The sequence below is a fragment of the Pirellulaceae bacterium genome (genome assembly GCA_019636385.1).
In the GTDB taxonomy this organism is placed as follows: domain Bacteria; phylum Planctomycetota; class Planctomycetia; order Pirellulales; family Pirellulaceae; genus Aureliella.
In genome coordinates this window covers 897,646-916,955 of record JAHBXT010000003.1, presented here as the reverse complement: position 1 = coordinate 916,955, position 19,310 = coordinate 897,646, and the positions used below count along the sequence as shown (strand labels likewise).

14 protein-coding genes are annotated in these 19,310 nt (G+C 54.7%); 4 read left to right on the top strand and 10 right to left on the bottom strand.

From position 1 onward, the window contains the following. Nucleotides 1-65 precede the first annotated feature (65 nt). From KF752_14230 to KF752_14190, 9 genes are all read right to left on the bottom strand, one after another. Nucleotides 66-707 carry a hypothetical protein gene (locus tag KF752_14230; protein ID MBX3422708.1) on the bottom strand — a complete coding sequence of 214 codons (642 nt, stop codon included), beginning with the start codon at nucleotides 705-707 and terminating at the stop codon, nucleotides 66-68. 171 nt (nucleotides 708-878) lie between these two features. Further along, the gene (locus KF752_14225) at nucleotides 879-1,349 is read right to left on the bottom strand and encodes a pilus assembly protein (GenBank protein ID MBX3422707.1); all 471 of its coding nucleotides are present in this window, start codon (nucleotides 1,347-1,349) and stop codon (nucleotides 879-881) included. Between the two features lie 273 nt (nucleotides 1,350-1,622). Continuing rightward, entirely contained in the window at nucleotides 1,623-3,017 is a 1,395-nt protein-coding gene (locus KF752_14220; protein MBX3422706.1) for a DUF1501 domain-containing protein, read from the bottom strand. Between the two features lie 32 nt (nucleotides 3,018-3,049). Continuing rightward, on the bottom strand, nucleotides 3,050-5,536 hold the full coding sequence (locus tag KF752_14215; GenBank protein MBX3422705.1) for a DUF1553 domain-containing protein: 2,487 nt from the start codon (nucleotides 5,534-5,536) through the stop codon (nucleotides 3,050-3,052). Between the two features lie 324 nt (nucleotides 5,537-5,860). After that, nucleotides 5,861-6,478, bottom strand: coding sequence for an IS630 family transposase (locus KF752_14210; GenBank protein MBX3422704.1), 618 nt, complete (start codon nucleotides 6,476-6,478; stop codon nucleotides 5,861-5,863). Next, nucleotides 6,475-6,813 (bottom strand): transposase, encoded by a 339-nt coding sequence (locus KF752_14205; protein ID MBX3422703.1) that lies wholly within the window; start codon nucleotides 6,811-6,813, stop codon nucleotides 6,475-6,477. Before KF752_14205 ends, KF752_14210 begins: the two co-directional genes overlap by 4 nt. Nucleotides 6,814-7,029: 216 nt before the next feature. Continuing rightward, nucleotides 7,030-9,885: a family 78 glycoside hydrolase catalytic domain gene (locus KF752_14200; GenBank protein ID MBX3422702.1), complete on the bottom strand. Its 2,856-nt coding sequence runs from the start codon at nucleotides 9,883-9,885 to the stop codon at nucleotides 7,030-7,032. A 319-nt stretch (nucleotides 9,886-10,204) separates the two neighbouring features. Continuing rightward, nucleotides 10,205-10,483, bottom strand: a complete 279-nt coding sequence (locus tag KF752_14195) for a hypothetical protein (GenBank protein MBX3422701.1) — start codon at nucleotides 10,481-10,483, stop codon at nucleotides 10,205-10,207. Between the two features lie 287 nt (nucleotides 10,484-10,770). Then, nucleotides 10,771-11,277, bottom strand: a complete 507-nt coding sequence (locus KF752_14190; GenBank protein ID MBX3422700.1) for a hypothetical protein — start codon at nucleotides 11,275-11,277, stop codon at nucleotides 10,771-10,773. A 354-nt stretch (nucleotides 11,278-11,631) separates the two neighbouring features. On the opposite strand from KF752_14190, the gene KF752_14185 reads away from it, so the two are divergent. Next, nucleotides 11,632-13,503, top strand: coding sequence for a hypothetical protein (locus KF752_14185; GenBank protein ID MBX3422699.1), 1,872 nt, complete (start codon nucleotides 11,632-11,634; stop codon nucleotides 13,501-13,503). 221 nt (nucleotides 13,504-13,724) lie between these two features. Next, nucleotides 13,725-15,251, top strand: a complete 1,527-nt coding sequence (locus KF752_14180; GenBank protein ID MBX3422698.1) for a hypothetical protein — start codon at nucleotides 13,725-13,727, stop codon at nucleotides 15,249-15,251. 9 nt (nucleotides 15,252-15,260) lie between these two features. Here the strand turns inward: KF752_14180 and KF752_14175 are convergent, their stop codons facing one another. Beyond that, on the bottom strand, nucleotides 15,261-16,454 hold the full coding sequence (locus KF752_14175) for a hypothetical protein (protein ID MBX3422697.1): 1,194 nt from the start codon (nucleotides 16,452-16,454) through the stop codon (nucleotides 15,261-15,263). Between the two features lie 108 nt (nucleotides 16,455-16,562). On the opposite strand from KF752_14175, the gene KF752_14170 reads away from it, so the two are divergent. Both KF752_14170 and KF752_14165 read left to right on the top strand, forming a co-directional pair. Then, nucleotides 16,563-17,345 carry an enoyl-CoA hydratase/isomerase family protein gene (locus KF752_14170; GenBank protein MBX3422696.1) on the top strand — a complete coding sequence of 261 codons (783 nt, stop codon included), beginning with the start codon at nucleotides 16,563-16,565 and terminating at the stop codon, nucleotides 17,343-17,345. Between the two features lie 250 nt (nucleotides 17,346-17,595). Then, nucleotides 17,596-19,308, top strand: a complete 1,713-nt coding sequence (locus KF752_14165) for a glycerol-3-phosphate dehydrogenase/oxidase (GenBank protein ID MBX3422695.1) — start codon at nucleotides 17,596-17,598, stop codon at nucleotides 19,306-19,308. Nucleotides 19,309-19,310: the final 2 nt, after the last annotated feature.

The following is a 19,310-nucleotide window of genomic DNA, read 5'->3' as shown; positions in this document are numbered from 1 at the left end:
GTCGGTGTGCTGGCCGAGTAGCACACGAATATTTCGCTGACCCCGCCGGCTCACCAGATCATGCTTTATTTCACCAGATAGGGCATCGTGAGATGCTCATCGCCACTACCATCGACTAGTGTGTTGAAAGCCGTGATAGAGTTGGCTTCCAAATCAGTGGACATCATGCCGAAGAGTCGAGCCAATAGCAAAGTTAACTTTTGAGATTGGTCACCGCCACGACGAACAGTTACTCGTACCGCATTGGCTTGGTCTGGTGGAACAGCCTCAAAACTACGCGTAGAAAAGTTCCAAAAGCCTATGTTGATTTCGGTTTGATCCAGTATTCCAGTAGCAGCCTGATGATTCCGCTCGGCAAATTCAATGGCCAGTGCCTGGAGGTGGGGTATGAAAGAGGCATCAAATTCTTGAGGCTCTTCACTTTTTTTCTTGGCTTTCTTGTCTTTCTTTTTCATTTTTTTCTCGCCTGCAGTCGGTTCCTCGACCTCACCCAAGGCTACCCGCAGACGAAGCGCACCGGTGAAACTAGCGGAGTCAGCAGCATTCTGTAAACTGCTTTTGGTTGCATACAAATACCCCAGATCCACCACGAATAACCCCACACTTAACAGCACCACGATCATCACGGGGGTGAGTGCCAATATGGAACCTCGACGCCAATCAAGACCACGTCGTGCCTGTGCATTACGTTTGTCTTTTGGTGTCATGATTGATTCCTTGTGAACGGTTTTGTTATTGAGGCGCGCCGCGAATCAAACTTTCATCACAAGTATGCGGCGGGTTGTCCTCATCTGTTCAGATGCCTGGACATTGGAGGTAAAGTACACTCGGGGGCAACCGTTCCGCACTGACATTGCAATAGTTACCAATCCCCGTAGCTACTTCTTGTTCTTCTTGTTCTTCTTGTTCTTTTTGCCGGAGACTGGGTCTGGAAGTTTATCTCCTTCCACTTCAGCTGGCAGAACGCAAATTCCGCTTAACGAAGCTTGGGCCATGAATCTTGGCTGAAACCAGGACGCCTTACTGTAAGGAATGGATACCTGCACAGTTACTGGTTCAAACGGACCAAGACTGCTTAAATCTGGCGGGTTCAGCTCCACGGAATAGTCGGACAGATTGGCCTTAGTCATGGCTTTTTGGACGATACTCGTAACATCTCCAGGTGTCGCGCCCTCCATAATGGCTACTCGGCAACCGGCCCGAGCCGCCTCTTCGAGTACGTGCCGCACCATGACTCCTCGACCGACTTCGATACTACCCATGACAATCAGCACAAACACGGGTAGCACACACGCCATTTCAACCACCGCTGCACCGCGTCGGCTCGCAAAAGCATTTGAATGGAACATCGCTTTCATTACCTTACACAAGAACTATGATTGCCGATTGGTCTGCGCCAACTGACCTCTGGCTAAACGCAGATTGCAAGCCACTTCAACTGGCTTGTTCGGCCAGTCGGCTGCCCGACAGCCCGCAGAGGACTGTAGGTCCATAAAATCGAAAACGGGGTTGAGGCTTGATCGAATTGATGCTTTAGGTTCAGACATCTTCGGCAATTGGCTGGTTTGTATCGATTATTCCGATCCAGTCGAATTTGGCCTGGGAACTTTTCCGCCAACTGTTCACGCCAGGATAGGATGCAAGACGTGGCCCAAACCGTTGGTTGCAGACTGGTCGCGACCTGCACTGCGGAAAGTCAAGCGAGATTCGTCCAGGCCCATGAGATGCAGAACGGTAGCGTGTAGATCATGCATGCTAACGGGATGCTCGACTGGCAAATAGCCAAACTCATCGGTCGCCCCCAGGGTAAAGCCTCGCTTGACACCTCCACCTGCCAGCCACATCGTAAATCCGTAGGGGTTATGGTCACGACCATCTCGGTCTTGGGCCGTAGGCCCGCGACCAAATTCGCCACCCCAGATTACTAACGTTGAATCCAGTAGCCCACGTTGTTCGAGATCCAGCAACAAACCAGCCATGGGTCGGTCGGTCTCCATACAGTTTTTGGCATGCCCCTCTGCCAAGCCACCATGTTGATCCCAATTGTTTTCGTAGCCACCGTGGTAGATTTGTATAAATGGTACGTTCTGTTCAACCATTCGCCGGGCTAGCAGGCATTGACTTCCAAAATGCCGGGTCGTTGGGTCGTTAAGTCCATACAGTTCGTACGTCGCCTGAGTTTCACTGGACAGATCAACCAGATTGGGCACGCTGGCTTGCATCTGATAGGCCGTCTCAAAGGAACGAATTCTTGCTTCCAGTTCACTGGAGAACGGATGTTGCTGAGCGTGTTGTCGATTGAGGCTTTTCAGGAGTCTCTGCTGAGCGTGTTGAGTCGATTGGCTAAGGTCTCCTGGACGATCAATATACAGAATTGGTGACTTTTTAGGCCGCAAGGTGACTCCTTGGTACTGACCTGGAAGGAAGCCTGAGCCCCAAAGGCTGGCACCGCCTTCTGGTGAACTGCGATGGTCGTACATGACGACAAAATCTGGTAGATCGTTGGATTCACGCCCCAGTCCATAGCTGGCCCAACTGCCCAGCGCTGGTGAGCCCATCTGACGACTTCCAGTGTTCATCATGTAGCAGGCAGGTACATGATTTTGCTCTTCAGAAACACAGGCTTGCAAAAACGTCAATTTGTCGACCTGATGCGCTAGATGCGGCAGAACTTGGCTGACGGCGGCACCGCATTCTCCATACCTCCGAAACTTAAATGGCGAAGGCATGATCGGACCAGGATAGGGGAACAACGTTTTCAGCTCACCCGGAAATGGCTGACCCGCGTAACGTTCCAAGGCCGGTTTGTGATCCAGTAGATCAATACCCGACGGGCCTCCGTTCATAAACAGCCAGATAACCGATGTGGCTCGAGCCGGATGATGCTGTGTCTTTCCCGACAAACTGCCTGTGGCTTGCACCTCTTTGGACAATAAAGTCGATAAGGCCAAACTCCCCAGGCCTGCCCCTTGTCGTTGAAGCCATTCGCGGCGTCTAACTTGATCGTCTTGCAGCATGGACTACTCCGCCATCCAGTCACTTATCGACGCTAGTCGAAGTACCAAAACTCGTTGCTCATCAGTAAAACATGGACCAGGTCCTGGAGCGCGCCAGTTTCAAGAAACTCGTGGGCCTGCCTCAGTTCATCTGGACGCGGCATCCGTTGGTATACAAGACGGAAGAGTTGGGAGATCGGATCAGACCGTGGCTCTAAACTGGTCGCGCTTCCGCTGGACTCGATCTGGGCTGCTATGTGCTGGGCTTGGTCACGAATCCAAGGGTCGTTCCACAACAGCAACGCTTGCGTAGGCACGGTTGTTGCTTGGCGATGGGCACATGGTTGGCTGCGCTCAGGCGTGTCAAACAGTTGCAGCATGGGGACTGGATTGCTGCGTCGTCTGAGAATGTAAACGCTACGTCTCCAGACGTCTGGGCGCTCAAGGACCTGAGTGGGCCAAGTGGCGTCAATGTCTTCCTCTTCGCGATACATAATCGCTTCGTAAGGAATTGCCGGCTGAAAGGCTGGTCCATAGCGACGTCGGTTCAACCGTCCGGCCAGGTCCAATATCGCATCCCGGAACATTTCACCGGACAGACGCTGGGGAACGCGGCGCAACAGCGAATCGAACTGTTCGGAGTAGTACGGACTATCGGAACTCACCAGCGCTTGTCGCCATGTGCTGCTGTTAACAATCAAGCGATGAACATGCTTCTGACGCCAACCACTAACAACCAGTTGCTCTGCCAACCAATCCAATAAGGCGGCGCTACTGGGCGGAGCACCCTCCGCACCAAAATCGGCAGGCGTGCGGACCAGCCCAACCCCAAAGTGGTGTTGCCAGATACGATTCACGGCGACACGCGCCAGTAGGGCCCCTGCCCCAAACCGAATGTCCGTCATCCATCGGGCTAAAGCGGTTCTGGGGCGAGGCTCAGCCGCGGTGTCCCACAACGTCCAACCGCCGTCAGCCCAGTTGACTTTGACTTGAGTTAGACAGTCGATAAAGCGTGGACCAACGCTTTCGCCAAGTAAATTGATAGAGCCACCAGTCAGCACTGGCACCTGCTGCACTTGACTTCCGGTAATTGCCAGGGCTTTGGGGGGTTCCGGCGGTAGCATAGATCGCTTGCGATCCAGTTCCTGCTGTAAAAAGTCATATCGCGGCTTGTGTTGAGGTAGCGGTTTTAAACCATCTTTTAGAAATGTCTCGTCGACCAACAAGCAACGCCCACAGCGTGACAGCAGTTCGACTTGACGAGCGTTCTCAGGATCAATCGGCTGGCGCAGTAGATCCTTTTCATCCGAGGTGAAGTCGTTGTTGTCTTCAATGCGGTCATCTCGGACTCGCTGCAAGAGCATGGCCGTCATCTCATCACGATATTGATGCGACCAGCCAGCCTGCTGCCAGTATTCGGCCCCTCGGTCAGGCTGGAGATAAGTCTCTGTGCGCTTCGTCGATTGAAAAATGGCTGCCAGCCCATAGTACTCTTGACTGAGGATCGGGTCATAAAAATGGTCGTGACATCGAGCACATGCGATCGTCGTACCCAGCATCGACTGGCCTATGGTGGAAATGATGTTATCTAACTCATCGTATCGTTCCGACAGTTGCGGAATGAACGTATTCAACGGTGAGGCGGTCAGAAATCCGGTCGCCGCTGTTGCTAGGGGATTGTCAGGACAGATTTCATCACCGGCAATTTGCCAGCGCACAAACTCATCGTAAGGAAAATCCGCTTGCAAGGCCCAAATAACGAAATCTCGGTACGGGAAAGCATGCGGCCGCAATTCGTCCTCTTCGTATCCGTTGCTATCGGCATACCGAACGACATCCAACCAGGGTGTCGAAAGATGCTCACCAAATTCTGGACGTTCTAACAACTCGTCTACCAATTGCTCCCAATCATTTTCAGCGCGCTGCATCCATTTTTCCATATCTGACCACGCAGGTGGTAACCCGGTCAGACTCAACCACAATCGGCGAACTAACGTCCGTGAGTCGGCAGGTTTCGGCGGTGCCATTCCCTGCTTCTGCAGCTGATCGAGGACGTAGGTATCCAAGGCATTTCGGCACCAGTCATCTTGAGCAGCCTCCGGCAGCCGATGGTGGCGCAAGGGTCCATGCAGTTGATGGGCTGGCGTGGACGGTTCCAATTGAGTTAAATTGGTATAACTTATCGCCGGCTCATGGGTAGCCTTTGAGAGCGCTTGAGCTTCGGCGTCCTGGATAATCTTTGTCCACTTTGCTGTGACATCAAGCGTCGCCTGGTCCGCCAGACGCGTCTCTTCGCGCAGTTGCTCCAACGCGCGATGTTCAATGAGAATCTGTTGATCTTGTACCAGCCGCTGATTGATATGCCGTACATCGGCCACCAACACACGCATGGTGGCATAGAAAATCACTCCACCGATGATCATTGTTAGTGCCGCCAGGGCCAAGTGGCGACCCGGCCAGCGCAATAAGGATTTAGCTCTAGATGGCAAGCCTGCTGTCTGAGCGATGGGGCTTGATTCATGAAGCCGCTGGCTATTCATAGCAGCCGATTCCATTCCATTTCTGAAAAAACGGTCCGGATATCTCTAGCATCTATTTCGGCAAGGGTTGGCTTTGGCCAGCTAAGATCGTCGATGATCAACAATTCGATTAAGTAATCATTACCACTTTTACCGGTTGTGACCCTTGTAAGCTTGACTGGTAAAAGTCTTGCGACTGTTCAACCACGTCCAGCAAACCGAACCCGCCAAGCGATTCGACCCACAGGATGTTGCGCAATCGACAATTCACTCCTCAATTCAACGCATCTCGTTGTCTTACTCAATCGGGGCTGGGTCGGCTGCACCCTCGCCCTAGAGCAGACCTCAAGTAGTTGTAGCGGCTGTATTCTTCAGGCGATATCCGGCATGGATAATGTAGTTGAGGCATTCCTTCGGATGGAATCGGTCGACCAGTTTGCCAACTGCGTTCCAGAGGGCTTGGACGGTCCGGGTCGCCTCGCTTCGAATCAGCCACTTTAGTTTACTGTAGAGATTTTCGATCGGGTTCAGGTCGGGCGAGTATGGGGGAAGGTAGCGAACCTCGGCGCCAACCGACTCGATGGCTTCGACGACTCCGGCGACTTTGTGCGCCGAGAGATTGTCCATGACGACAATGTCTTTATAGCGAAGCTCTTTGCAGAACTGCTGTTTTATCCAAGCTAGAAAGACCGAACCGTTCACCGGCCCATCAATGACCAATGGAGATACGATTCCTTCGGATCGTAGTCCCATCAATACAGTCGTGGTTTTCCAATGGCCGTGGGGGATCATTTCGATGATTCGCTTGCCCGGGAGGGCTCTACCTCGCAAGCGTGACATATTTGTTTTTGCCCAAGTCTCATCCAGAAAGACAAATCGCCTTGCGTCCAGGTGTGGCACCGAACGACGCCATCGCAGCCGCTTCTCTGCTACATCAGGCCGCTGCTGCTCGGCCGCCGTCAATGTCTTTTTTTAAATCGATAGTTCAAACGACGAACAAAGCGGTCGACGGTTTGATGCGAGATGCAAAGCGGAAGTAATGCCGCGATTTCCTTGGCCGTTCGATCCGGCTGTTCCTCGACAATTCTCACGAGCTCCTCTTCGTGTCCGTGTAGTTTGGGAAGCGGGCCGTGTCTTTGCTCACGAGCACCGATTTGACCTGTTTCACGACGGCGTTGCTTGAGCCTTCGAATCCAAGCGGTCGACACGTCAAACAATTCGGCAACTTCCGTCGTTCCCAACCCTGAATCACAGGCCTTGAGTACACGAATTCTCAAATCCATCGAATAAGCACGCATTTGGCCACCTCCTTGGGCAAAATGTATTAAAGCAAATCCGCTACATCCGACGCTACATCAATTCGAGGTCTGCTCTAGTGGGGTGAAAGGATCGTGGCGGAGTTCGCTCAGCACCGACTGCGTATATTCCTCTTTGGCAGTCCGCAATTTGGCTAATCGTCGCGAGAAGCGGTCGGAGGAGTGCTGGTGTTCCACAGCTGCGTGCCCGCCTTGATTTTATTCAGCGCTCAAGATGGTGAAACGATACTCGCCTGATCCGACCTGAAAATTGATACAGTCGGCGTCTTCTGTTGCTCCGGAAACACCGAGTGTTCCATGGAGGTATTTGCCGCCTCGCCACACTTCATGGTCACCTTCTTTTACCACGAGCTGGCGGAATGTGAGCTTTGGTATGCTGACGTTTGCCCGGGCGTTGACAGGAATCACGACATTCACAGCGAGCTGGTCGGGGGCACGTTGCCATTGAATGCCGACCAGCCCCAATACTGATCGAACCTGGGCGGCAGCACCTGTCAGATCTCCTACCACTTGTGGGCGAAATTCGATTTCGCGGTACCACATAGGCATCGAGCGGTTGCCATAGTAATCCGGTCCCTGGATGCCAGCCAAGTCATTGTAGAAAAATTCATTGATAGAACCAAACATTTCCATGCTCGCTTCGCTGGTGTTGTATCCAACAAAGCCTTCCTGCGCATCACCCCACGACTCCCATATCGTCGTCGCACCCTGGCGTACCATATATCCCCAACCGGGATAGTCAGTTGAGTTGACGACGCGGTAAAGTAGTTCACTCGCCCCTAGCCGCGACAGAGAATCTACCAGGCATGTGATGCCCACGTTGCCTGCGTGAAAATGGCCATTGCGTTTGTTTTCAATATCGTCGATCAGATGCTCCAAAACGCGATGACGGTTAGCTGCCGGTACAACTCCCAGTGCCAACGGGAAAATGTTGGCCGTTTGTGTGCCCAGGGCATAGCGTCCTGCGGCCTCGTCAAACCATTTCTCGTTTAAAGCCGAGCGGATCGAATCGGCCAAGCGACCAAACTTAGCAGCATCATCCTCCATTGCGAGGATGCTGGCGGCTTGCGACAAGATCCACGCGTTGTTGTAATAGAATCCAGTCCACAGCAGGGCCGGTGGTGTCTCAGGCGAGATAAACTGTTCTTTGCCCGGCGCGTCGCCCGGCAGCATGTGATCGCCGTAATAGCCACCTGTTTCAATGCGATGGTGTCCATTGGCAATGCTCGACAGGTATCCCAGCCAGCGTTTCATATTGGGATAGTGCTCGGCCAACAGGCCGGGATCGCCGTAGGTTTGATAAACATACCACACGACCAGCGGATAATTACCGGCCCAGGCCGGGTCACCTGTTTTGCGACCCTTGAGCGGGTAAGCCGGAATGACATCGGGAATTACGCCGTCGGCATGCTGGGCGCACTGAACATCACGCAGAAACTTCTCCCAGTAGCGAGGCGTGTGTCTACGCGCAAACAGCATCGACGGAGTACTGGCAGGCTCAAGCCAGCCCCAATGCTCACGATACAGACAGTCCAAGGTGATACTGTACATGCCGTTGGTGTATGTCCACAGGCAATTGCGGTGGATTTGATTCAATAGCGGATTGGAACACCGGAAGTCGCCGCTCATGTCGATCGCGTTATGAACCACGCAGCCTTCAAGATTCTCAAGCGTGAGTTCGCCCGGGAAGCCTTCGATTTGAACATACCGCACCGGATGCAAGGTAAATCGGGGTTCGTAACACTCGCCTGCCAAATCGCCCTTGAGGATGTAGTAGTCCGTAGCGCCATCCATCCCGCGATGATGGCGTTTGTCCACCAGCCCGGATTCCGGCGTAACGCGGGTGGCGTATTTCGCATCCGCGTCGCGCTGGATACTTTCCTGAAGGGCTGTCAGATCACCTTCAGGAAAAAGTCGTTCGGCATACCGCAAGGCAATTCTTGTACCCGCCGGTCCCTTGACGCGCAGTCGCGCCCAACCACCAAATAGTTGGCCGAAGTCGTAAACATAAACTCCTGGTTTGGGATTGGTCAGCTTGACGGGCTGTAAAACACGGGTGACTTGGATCGGCTCGAGCATTTGCGATTCCAAGCGTCCGCCGGGCGGTGCTCGCTCCTCCGCTGCAATCCAGGCAGAATCATCGTAGTCGACTGAGAGCCATCCTGTCTTTTCAAGTCGAGCATCGTAGATTTCGCCGTGAAAAAAATCATTCTGCAATATCGGCCCCGTGGACGACATCCAGTCGTCGTCGCTGACGACGCGCTGCATGGTACCATCAGCTAATTCGACCACCAACTCCAGCAGCAGTCTGGGCGAGTCGCCATAGTTTGGACCCGGCGGTTCGCTATACCAGCCGTTACCAATCATGACGCCGATGATATTGTGACCGGGCTGAATCTGTTGAGTAACATCGTGGCTCACGTAAAGTATCCGCTTGTCAAAATCGGTCGCTCCAGGATCGAGTACGTTGTTGCCGATTCGCTGGCCGTTGAGATAGTATTCAGACCAACCTATCCCAGCTGCGTACAAGCGTGCTCGTTTGACTGGACCGCCGACAAGAAACTTCCGGCGCAGCAATGGCGAGGCTGCCGAAGTGTTTTCGCCACCCAGCCCGATCCACTGGCCGTGCCAGTCGGTGGCTTGCAGAAGACCCATTTCAAAGGTGGCCGACTCGCTCCACGGGCCAGCGTGGCCTTGGTCGTCCCAGACACGGACTTTCCACCAGCATTGTTGCCGGCTGAAAAGCTCTGGGCCTTGATATCGGATGTTCACCGAGTCACCGGATATCACCCGACCACTGTCCCACAAGCTACCGCGATCGGAGGCCAGTTCGTGTGGTGAATGGGCCACCAGTATCCGATAAGCCTGTTGGATTGTGCCGCGACGGTTGGACTGCAGCACCCATCCAAACCGTGGTTGCGGAGTATCGATGCCGATTGGATTCACCGCGTATTCGCAAGACTGCTCGGCTACGATCAGCGGCGGCGGCTCGTCACTTCTCGCCTGCGTGAGCATGATCGGCCAGGCCAGCACCGCTGCAACGATAACTGACATGTTGGCCAAACGAAATCGCCGGGCATCTTTTCCGAACATCTTCGCGCCAAGTTGTCGAGAGTGCTAGTAAAGCTGCGGCCGGATATTTGGGGTGCCCGTCGAGACCGACCGAGCGGACCATCAGCAGCGGCTGGCCTATTGGCTAGCAGAATTATAGCAGAGCCGAAGTTGGATGTCTGGCAAGTAGGATACAACTTGCAGCGCATGCCCAAATTTGATCAAGATGAAAGTTGAGGCAAATTCAATACACGCGGGGTGGTAACACCTGAGGTTACCACCCCGCGATTGACGCTAGTTTGTAAAGTCGTCACATCTTCGGCTAAACAAGCTGTACCAAGATGATCATGGCCGTTTGCCAGTTGGCGTAGCCCGCGCCGAAAATGTGCCCGGTGCGCTGGTCCATGCACTTACAAAATGCAACTACACAACGCGCAGTCGCAACATTGACAATCGCAGTCAGCACATTCTGCGCACTCACACACTGGACAAACGCAGTTTGCGGTACCGCGTGCAGCGCTTGTGGACTGATTGCACGATGCTCCAGCGTTGCTCGCGCAGCAGGCAGCTTGGCAGCACTCCGCGTCGCACGAATTGCCATGACAATCGCACTCGTCGCAATCAGGCGTACATTGGTTGCAACAATCGCAGCAGGCTTGGGCGGCTGTTGCGCAGTTGCTTGACGCACAGGCGGGTTGCGAAATCCGCTCAGCCAGGCTGCTCGCCAGCGAACTGAAGGCGAATGTCCCGACCACTAGGAGGGTGACGGCCAACACGTTAATCGAAGGTTTGATACTCATTTTCTATCTTTCTCAATGAATGGACAATCTCGCGGTTGCAAGCAACGTGCTTGCAATCACAGGTATTTAACGAAATTCATTGAGAGGATCAAATCGTCCAAACGCTCAACCACGCCAACCGCCGGTGAACCGTTAGAAATGACGGACCTTCGGAGGCTTCCAACGTGCCTCGCTTTACGTCAGCAGGTACAGAGGATCGATATTGGTTGGAATAGTACGAGTCCAAGACGAGCGGTTGGCTGACCTGCGTTAGAGGCCTGGACTCGGCCACGAGCACTCGCGACGCGCAATTCTCGCAGCCGCGAGGAGAATCACTGGGCCGGCCCTCGGCTGAAGTGCAGCAATCACCAGCCGACTCGCCGCGCGTCGCTGCGTTGGCTGCTAACGAGGGACGACAGCAACAGCAGAAGGCGTTCCCAGAAGTCTGTTCAACGCTGGTCTGTTGTACGCAGCGCCGACTATCAGCCAGACCAGAGCGCAGAGGCTGGCTGGCACAGCAGCAGTTGCCCAGAAGTTGCGTTGGCACGCACGCGCTCAGGCATACGACCCAGGCAACGAAGCGATGCACTTTCCCAGGTAGGTTTTTCGGAAACATAACTCCATCTTATGCATAAGTCGTCGTCTTGGCAACTTTTCAGTTGCTGCGGCAGACATGTTAAGCTAGGCAGTTGTGGAATAGGCTTCCAAGGATGGCAGCCAGAGGTGCCCGACGGCTCCGGACGAGGTTGGTGGGGAGTCCTGGAATTGGTGGTTGAGGGTTTAAATTCTTGGGGAATTTGTTAATCTAGTGCGTTTTGAGCCAAGCCAGTTGAAAGCTGGCCGGTAGGTTCCCGCGCTGGCTGTGGCGGGGCGGGAAGACTAAAGTGCGTGACGCTAGCACTGCACCGCAGAAACGACCGGGCAGGCCGGGTTTGGAAGAGTTCGTTGTGCTTGTAAGAAGCGGTGAAGAATGCCATCGTCTACCGATCTAACGATCAAGAGTGTCGAGAATAAGACCATTCAGTTCGATTACCGCCAACCGATGAAGTTTGGCGGGCGAGTCGTCAATGATGTGTCCGTGCTGCGCTCTGAAGTGACAGTTACTGTCGGAGGCAAGGGCAAAGGGGTGTTGGGCATCGGCGAAATGACGATGGGCAATGCCTGGGCGTGGCCTAGCAAGATTCCCTCGAAGGTCACGCTGAAATTGATTATCGAACTGGCATCGCGGCTGGCGGCCCAGGTTTCAAAGGCGCATCTGACCGGTGACGCTCTACAGTTGACGCGACAGGTCAGTGAGCTGCGCGACAAGGTCGTGGCCGAGATGCAGACCCAGTATAAGATCGTCGAAGGCATTCCGAAACTAGCAGCCATGCTGGCCAGCAGTCCGCTAGAAGCCGCGATTCACGATGCTTTGGGGCGCAGTCAACAACGTAGCTCGTATGAATGTTTGACCAGCGAATTCCTGAATGAAGATTTGAGCGCCTATCTGGGGCCAGACTTTGCCGGCAAGTACCCGTGCGATTATTTATTATCCAAGCCCAAGCCCACAATGCCCCTGTACCATCTGGTCGGCGCTCTGGATCCGCTGTCGAGCGACGATTTGAAGACGCGATTGAATGATGGCTACCCAGAGACGTTGGAAGAATGGCTGGCCACCGAAGGAATTAGCCATCTGAAGATCAAGCTAGCGGGCAATGATGTCGATTGGGACGTGGGACGCATCGTCGAGATCACTCGAATTTGTGAAGCTGTCGCGTCGGAGCGAGCATGGAAGCTGTCGTTGGATTTTAACGAACAGTGCCCGGATGAAGATTACGTAATTGACTTTCTGGAACGCATTGAGCGGCTGAGCCCGTTGTCCCATCAGCGGCTCCAGTACATCGAACAGCCGACGCCACGTGATTTGACGATTCGCACTGAGATGACCGTGCATCGCATCTCGCGATTGTTGCCCATTGTCATCGACGAATCGTTGACAGACATGGAAAGCTTGCGATTGGCACGAAAGCGCGGCTATACCGGCATCGCTCTCAAAGCGTGCAAGGGCCATACTGAGTGCTTGTTGATGGCGGCTGCGGCGGCTGAGCACAAAATGTTCGTCTGCTTTCAGGACTTGACCTGCATTGGCGGTTCATTCTTGCATTCGGCATCGTTAGCTAGTCGCATTTCGCGAGTCGTAGCGATTGAGGGCAACGGTCGCCAGTATTGTCCGCAGGGTAATCACGCCTACATGTCCAAGTACGCTCCGCTGTTCCGAGTGCGCTACGGAACGATTCCCACCGACTTGCTGGGCGGTGTCGGTCTGGGATTTGAGTGGCAAAAGTTGACAGCCCCGCCACCGCCAAAAGTCGAGCGTCCGGCGCGACTCGCCAAAGCACCAGCCGCTGCGGCTGCCAATTCCAAGACGCCTCATAAACCTGCGTCTGCCAAGTCTACGGTGACTCACAAAGCGAAAGGCGACGCACAGATTTCAGCGAAGCCAACTGTTGAGGCTAGTAAATCGGCAGCGGCCAAAAGCGGGACGTCCAAAAGTGGTGCCAGCCATCAAGAGGCTGCAAAATCAGCCGGACCGGGAGGGCAAAAACAGTCAACTGCAGCGAGTTCCGCCAAATCAAAGACAGTAGACAGCAAAGCGAAAACTCCATCGGCAGGAAAGGGCAAGGGCTCGGCGCCTCAAGTTGCTGCTGCAAAGTCTAAGCCGATTCCCAGATCATCATCGACCGCCACTAAGTCAAATTTGGCGGCTGGCTCTGCCAAGTCTGGCTCTACGAAAATGCAGACTGGGAAATCTTATGGAGGAAAGGCGGCAGTAGTTACGAAAAAGCCCGCCAAGAAGAAATAGCGTTCGCGCGACGACTTTGTATTCAACTGAATGCACGAAAGCACTCAATGTCAATCACGTTGATCGGGACTAACGGGCCGCTGCGCATTGAACCGCTGTTTCGCAGAGCCCTACTGTGCTGCATAGCCATTTTCGCGCTCAGCTCGGTATCCGTCAGCGGACAGACCGCGACCGCCAACGCAGTTGCGGTACCACTGTCGCAATCCAGTCCCGCCCAAGAGATGCCTCAGGAGTCAAGTGCCTCCACCGTTAGCGCCGATGGCAGCCATGCCTCCGAGCGGCTAGTTCCGCTGTGGCGCCCGTTGGTAGCAATGTCCGTTGGTGTGGCGGTCGTCTTGCTGCTGATGATTGGGCTGAAGTTTCATGCGTTCGTAGCGCTTATCTTAGGCGCGTTGGCCATCAGTTGCTTCATTCCGCTGAATGTGACTGGCTTCAACCGTAATGTCCACGGACCGGGTGCCAAGCCGCACGTTGTAATTAGCGACCAAGCGGAGCCGGTGCAGATCGTGTCGCGTGTCTCAAGTTCACTGGGCAATTCGGTGGTCGGCATCGGTATCTTAATCGCCATGGCTTCGGTCATTGGCAAGTGCATGTTGGCTAGCGGTGCGGCGGACAAAATTGTGCAGACCTCGTTGCATGTATTCGGCCAACGACGCGCGGCAGCAGCGCTGATGACCAGCGGTTTTATCTTGGGAATTCCGGTGTTCTTCGACACCGTGTTCTATTTGCTTGTGCCGTTAGCGCGCAGCCTATACCGACAGACCGGCAAGGACTACCTGTTGTATCTATGCGCTATTGCTGCCGGGGGCGCTATTACGCATACCCTGGTTCCTCCCACCCCAGGCCCGCTGCTGGTTGCCGAAGCACTACGAGTTGACATTGGTCCGGCGATCTTGGTGGGGCTATGTGTTGGCGCGCCGGCTGCGGTAGTTGGTTTGCTTGTGGCTGGGTGGATGAATTTGCGAATGCCAGTTGTGATGCGACCATTGTCGAGGGCTGGCGATCGAGACGAACCACAGTTGAACAGTCTCCCGCCACTGGCAATGGCGTTGTTGCCGGTTTTGTTGCCGGTTGGCATGATTTCGCTGGCAACAGTTTTCAAAGTCTGGGTCGGCGATAGTCCAAGCGGTACACAGGCGGCGATCCGAGGGTGGCTGGAGTTGTTGGGCAGCCCGAATCTGTCGATGGTCTTGGCAGCCTTGATCTCAATCTACCTGTGCTGGCATTATCAAGGGCATTCGCTCAGACAATTATCCGAACACTCCGAGGACGCCCTCCTGAGTGGTGGTGTTATCATCTTGATTACGGCTGCGGGCGGCGCATTTGGAAATCTATTGGCAATGACAGAGATTCAAGTTGCCGTTGAAAAAGTTTTTGCAAGTGGCTCTGAGCAGCAAGGCGGCTTGGCGCTGATGTGCCTGGCCTTTTTCATTGCATCACTGCTGAAAATCGCTCAAGGTTCAAGTACCGTGGCAATGATTATTGGATCGTCGCTAATCGCGCCCATCGCCATGTCGCTGGCCGCAGATGGCAATCTGGGCTATCACCCAGTTTATCTGGTACCGACGATCGGTGCCGGATCGCTGGTGTGTAGCTGGATGAACGATTCAGGCTTCTGGGTTTTCGCCAAGATGGGCGTGCTGACCGAAGGTGAAACGCTGCGCAGTTGGACCATCATGCTGTGCATTCTGGGCGTGACGTCATTTGCTGTGACCGTAGTGATGGCGACGGTAATGCCGTTGGTGTGAGCGCGGTGGCTAGCGCCTTACCTGGGCACCATGGGCGGCAGCGGCAGTCACGTGTATGACCCACGATGGCTGGCAACGCCGGATCGCTGCGGCAGCTTCCTCGGCCGCCTGATCATTGGCTGCCACGCCGAAAATCGTCGGTCCCCAGCTACTCTGACCAACAGCACGTAGCCCTGCACTTCGAGCCAGCCCAGCAGCTTCTGCCGCCAGTGGACCGTTGTAAGGTCCTTGTTGTATTCCAGCAAACAGCTGCGATGCCAGTCGCAGATAGGACTCCAGCGATTCGACGAAGTCGCAATAGTTATCATGCTGGGCTGCCAAGCACACTGAGTTTGCCAAGTCCCACATGACTTGTCGATTCGAGTTTGGTCGATGGGCCAAGCTGTTCATTAACTGCTGTTCGCGCTGACCAGTGATCTGTGATGAAGAGCAAGGCCGGATGAGCACGAACCGCCATTGGGCCGGAATCGCCACATATTTCGCATCCACTGGCCGCTGGCTACTCACCTTCAACTGCCGGTCACACTCGGGTTCTCCACCTTCAGCGGCTTGACCAACAACCTTTGGAAATCCTCCATCTAAGACTAGCCCTCCCGACAAAAAGCCTGTCAGTCCAATGGCTGAGCGCCGGCCACGTTGCGTTTGTCGGGCAACACTTTGCGCATTCAAGGTCGGCAAAATATCGGTTAACAATTGCCAGCTCTCGGACAGCGGTTCTCGATGGTCCCACACAGCGGCCGCGGCATATAGCAGGCTGGCCAGTTGTGTTCCGGTGCCCAGACCGCAGTGGAATGGATAGGCACTTATGATCTCTAGCGTACTGCACGCGCTGTGCTGCTGCAGCCACTGGCCAATTCGTTGCTGGTATTCGACCGCACTATCGTTGGGAAGTTCAAGGGCTGCCGCGAGACTGACCTGATCCAAATGCAATTCAGTCGCAGACGTTGTGCGCTGAGCAGGGCCGCGCCAGTTAGCATTTAATGGCCCCATACCGGGAGGCGAATTGTCCAAGCAATCAGAGGTCCAATAGTGCAAGCGCAACTGCAGGCACGGTTGCTGGAGCATAACGCCCAGACCGGCAAAACGCTGCGGCGCACCCTGGGCCAACTCCATCAGCCCAAAATGCAAGCGACAACCGGTTCGTAGCTCCAAGACCGCTAACCTCGCTGAGACCGTTACGTATCGAATCGAATATGGTACCATATTTGTTCGAACCGCAAACTTCCGAGAGTGCGATTCGGACCTTTCAATTCCCACCGCTTTTCGTGTGTTACTGGTACGTACTCGATCTACCTTTAAGCAACAAGTATTATGAGTCCACTGGAAACTGTGACCTACGAAACCGATGGCGCGGTAGCTACGGTAAAGCTGAATCGCCCCGAGGCGTTGAACTCGTTCAATACTCAGTTAGGCAAGGATTTGTTGGCCGCAATGCAGATGGCCGCAGCGGATTCGTCCATTCGAGCCGTCGTGTTTGGTGGCCACGGACGAGTCTTCAGTGCCGGAGCGGACCTGAAGGCGGGTATCAACGGCGGAGAGCGAGTGAGACAAATTCTCAAAGAGCTCTACGGTCCCGCATTGTTAGCCATCGCCGAAATGGACAAACCCGTGATCAGCGCCGTACAGGGATCGGCCTCTGGTATCGGCCTGAGTTTTGCATTGACTGCTGACCTGGTTCTGATGGCTGACAACGCCTTCTTCCTGTCGCCGTTTGCCACCATCGGCTTGGTTCCAGACGGCGGACTGGCGTGGATTCTCCCGCTGGAGATCGGTTATCATCGAGCTTATCAATTGGCGATAGAGGCGGAGCGTGTGCCAGCCGAGCGCTGCGTCTCGCTGGGATTGGCCAATCGCACGGTTCCAGAAGCAATGCTACACGATGAGGCACACAAGTGGGCGCAGTCTTTGGCTGAGCGCGCGCCGCTGGCTCTGGCGCTGACAAAGCGCGCCATGCGACGTGCCGCATCACTCACGTTTGCCGAGATGATTAACTATGAAGCCGACTTGCAGGCGCAGTGCATCGACAGCCAAGATTGTCGCGAAGGGGTGACCGCCTTCTTGACCAAGCGCAAGCCGCAGTTCACCGGTCGCTAGTGTTGTACTGTACGTACTTACCGCCGCGATTTTCAGGATGATACAAGCGGGGCCACTGCGAATTGGATGGCAGATCATAGGTTGGATAGAAACCGATAGAGATCGTTCACTCGTAGCTCGACTTGCCCCACGCCGAGTCGCCACTGACGCTTTACGACAAGCCTTCCACATAGCCCCCGTGAGCAGACCGTGAACAAGCAAGAAGTTCCGCGCTTTGGCGAGCCTCGCTACCAGTTTTCTCAATGAACTTATGACATTGAAACGCGCCGACATTGCAGAGCTGGCCGAAAGGCATTGGGATTTAGTTCTCATCGGTGGCGGGATTACCGGTGCAGCCGTCGCGCATCAGGCCGCTCTATGCGGCCTGAGCGTCGCGCTGTTTGAGATGAATGACTTTGGCAGTGCGACCTCGTCGGCTACTTCGAAGTTGATTCACGGTGGGCTTCGCTATCTCAAGAATTTTGAACTTGGACTGGTACGTGAATCGCTGCGCGAGCGGCGCATTATCGCGGACATAGCGCCGAATTTCGTGCAGCCGCTGCAATTCCTGGTGCCGCGCTATCGTCGACACACAGCTCGCAATTTTGCGCTGCGCGCCGGCATGTGGCTGTACGATGGTCTGTCGTATGACAAGGCGCATGTTGTCCAGCCATCGAATCGACTGAGGCGTCATGGCGTGTTATCGACCTCCCAAACCTTACAACAGGCAGCCTGGCTGCAGCACCCAGAACTGCATGACGCGGTCACCTACTTCGACTACGCCAATATCAACCCCGATCGGATGACACTGGCTTTCCTACAAACCGCCCAGGATCATGGCGCCCAACTGGCAAATTATGCGCGTGTCGAATCGCTTGAGCTACAAGACTCTTCGGTTCGCGGAGTAACCGTTCGAGATACCTTGACCGGTCACAGCCGGATTGTCCGCGCACACTGGGTAATCAATTGTGCAGGAACCTGGGTCCATCGCGTTTTGAAGATGCTTAAGCGACCATCCGTTTCCCCGGGCGACCTACCGGTTGGCGAGCCCGCCGGCCAGCACTCGACGCCAGCGCGGTCCGAAGGCGTGCATCTTTTGACCGCTAAGATTCCAGTGCGAACTGCTGTCGTACTGCAGACCCGAGCGGGTGATCACCTGATGTTTTTGCCATGGCGAGGACTTACGATCATTGGCCCGACGGATAAACCGTATCACGGAACGCCCGATGATTATCGGCCAACGCGAGCCAGCGTCGATGAACTGCTGGACAAAGTCAATCAACATATCGCGCCTGAAGAAATTGGCGGAGCCCTGACACGTGATGACATTGTGTTTCACTACGGCGGTTTACGGCCGCTGGCCGGGCTGGAAGATTCCGACAACCCATACACCGTCAGCCGGCGTTATGAGCTAGTTGATCATGGCACCGCAACCGATGACCAGCCATTTGTGGCTCGTGGGCTGCTCTCCGTAGAGGGCGGCAAATACACCACGTCGCGCGGACTGGCACAGCGCGTGGTAGAACATATTGCTCGCAGCCGTCAGTTGCAACTGCCGTTGTGCGACTCGGCAACCTACACCCTTCATCCCTGTCGGATAGGCGATTTTAGTGAATTTTTGAACACCACCAGAGTCACGTTTGGTAAATTCTACCCGGACGATACGATCCAGTACTATGTGCGCAACTACGGCACACTGGCAGCGGACGTTTTGGAATTGGGGTTGAAAACCAGTGGGGGCGCAACTCGACTGACCGCCGACGGAGAGATTCAAGCGGAACTGGACTATACGATCAACCATGAACTAGCGTATTCCCTTGCCGATGTGCTCTTGCGGCGCACTGGAGTCGGTTGGCTGGGCCGCCCCGCGGATGCCACGTTGCGGTTGGTGGTCGAACGATTGAGCAAGCGGCGAAACTGGAGCACTGCAGACTGCGAGCACGCCATCCACGATTTCATCTCCAAGTACTATACGATTCCATAGCG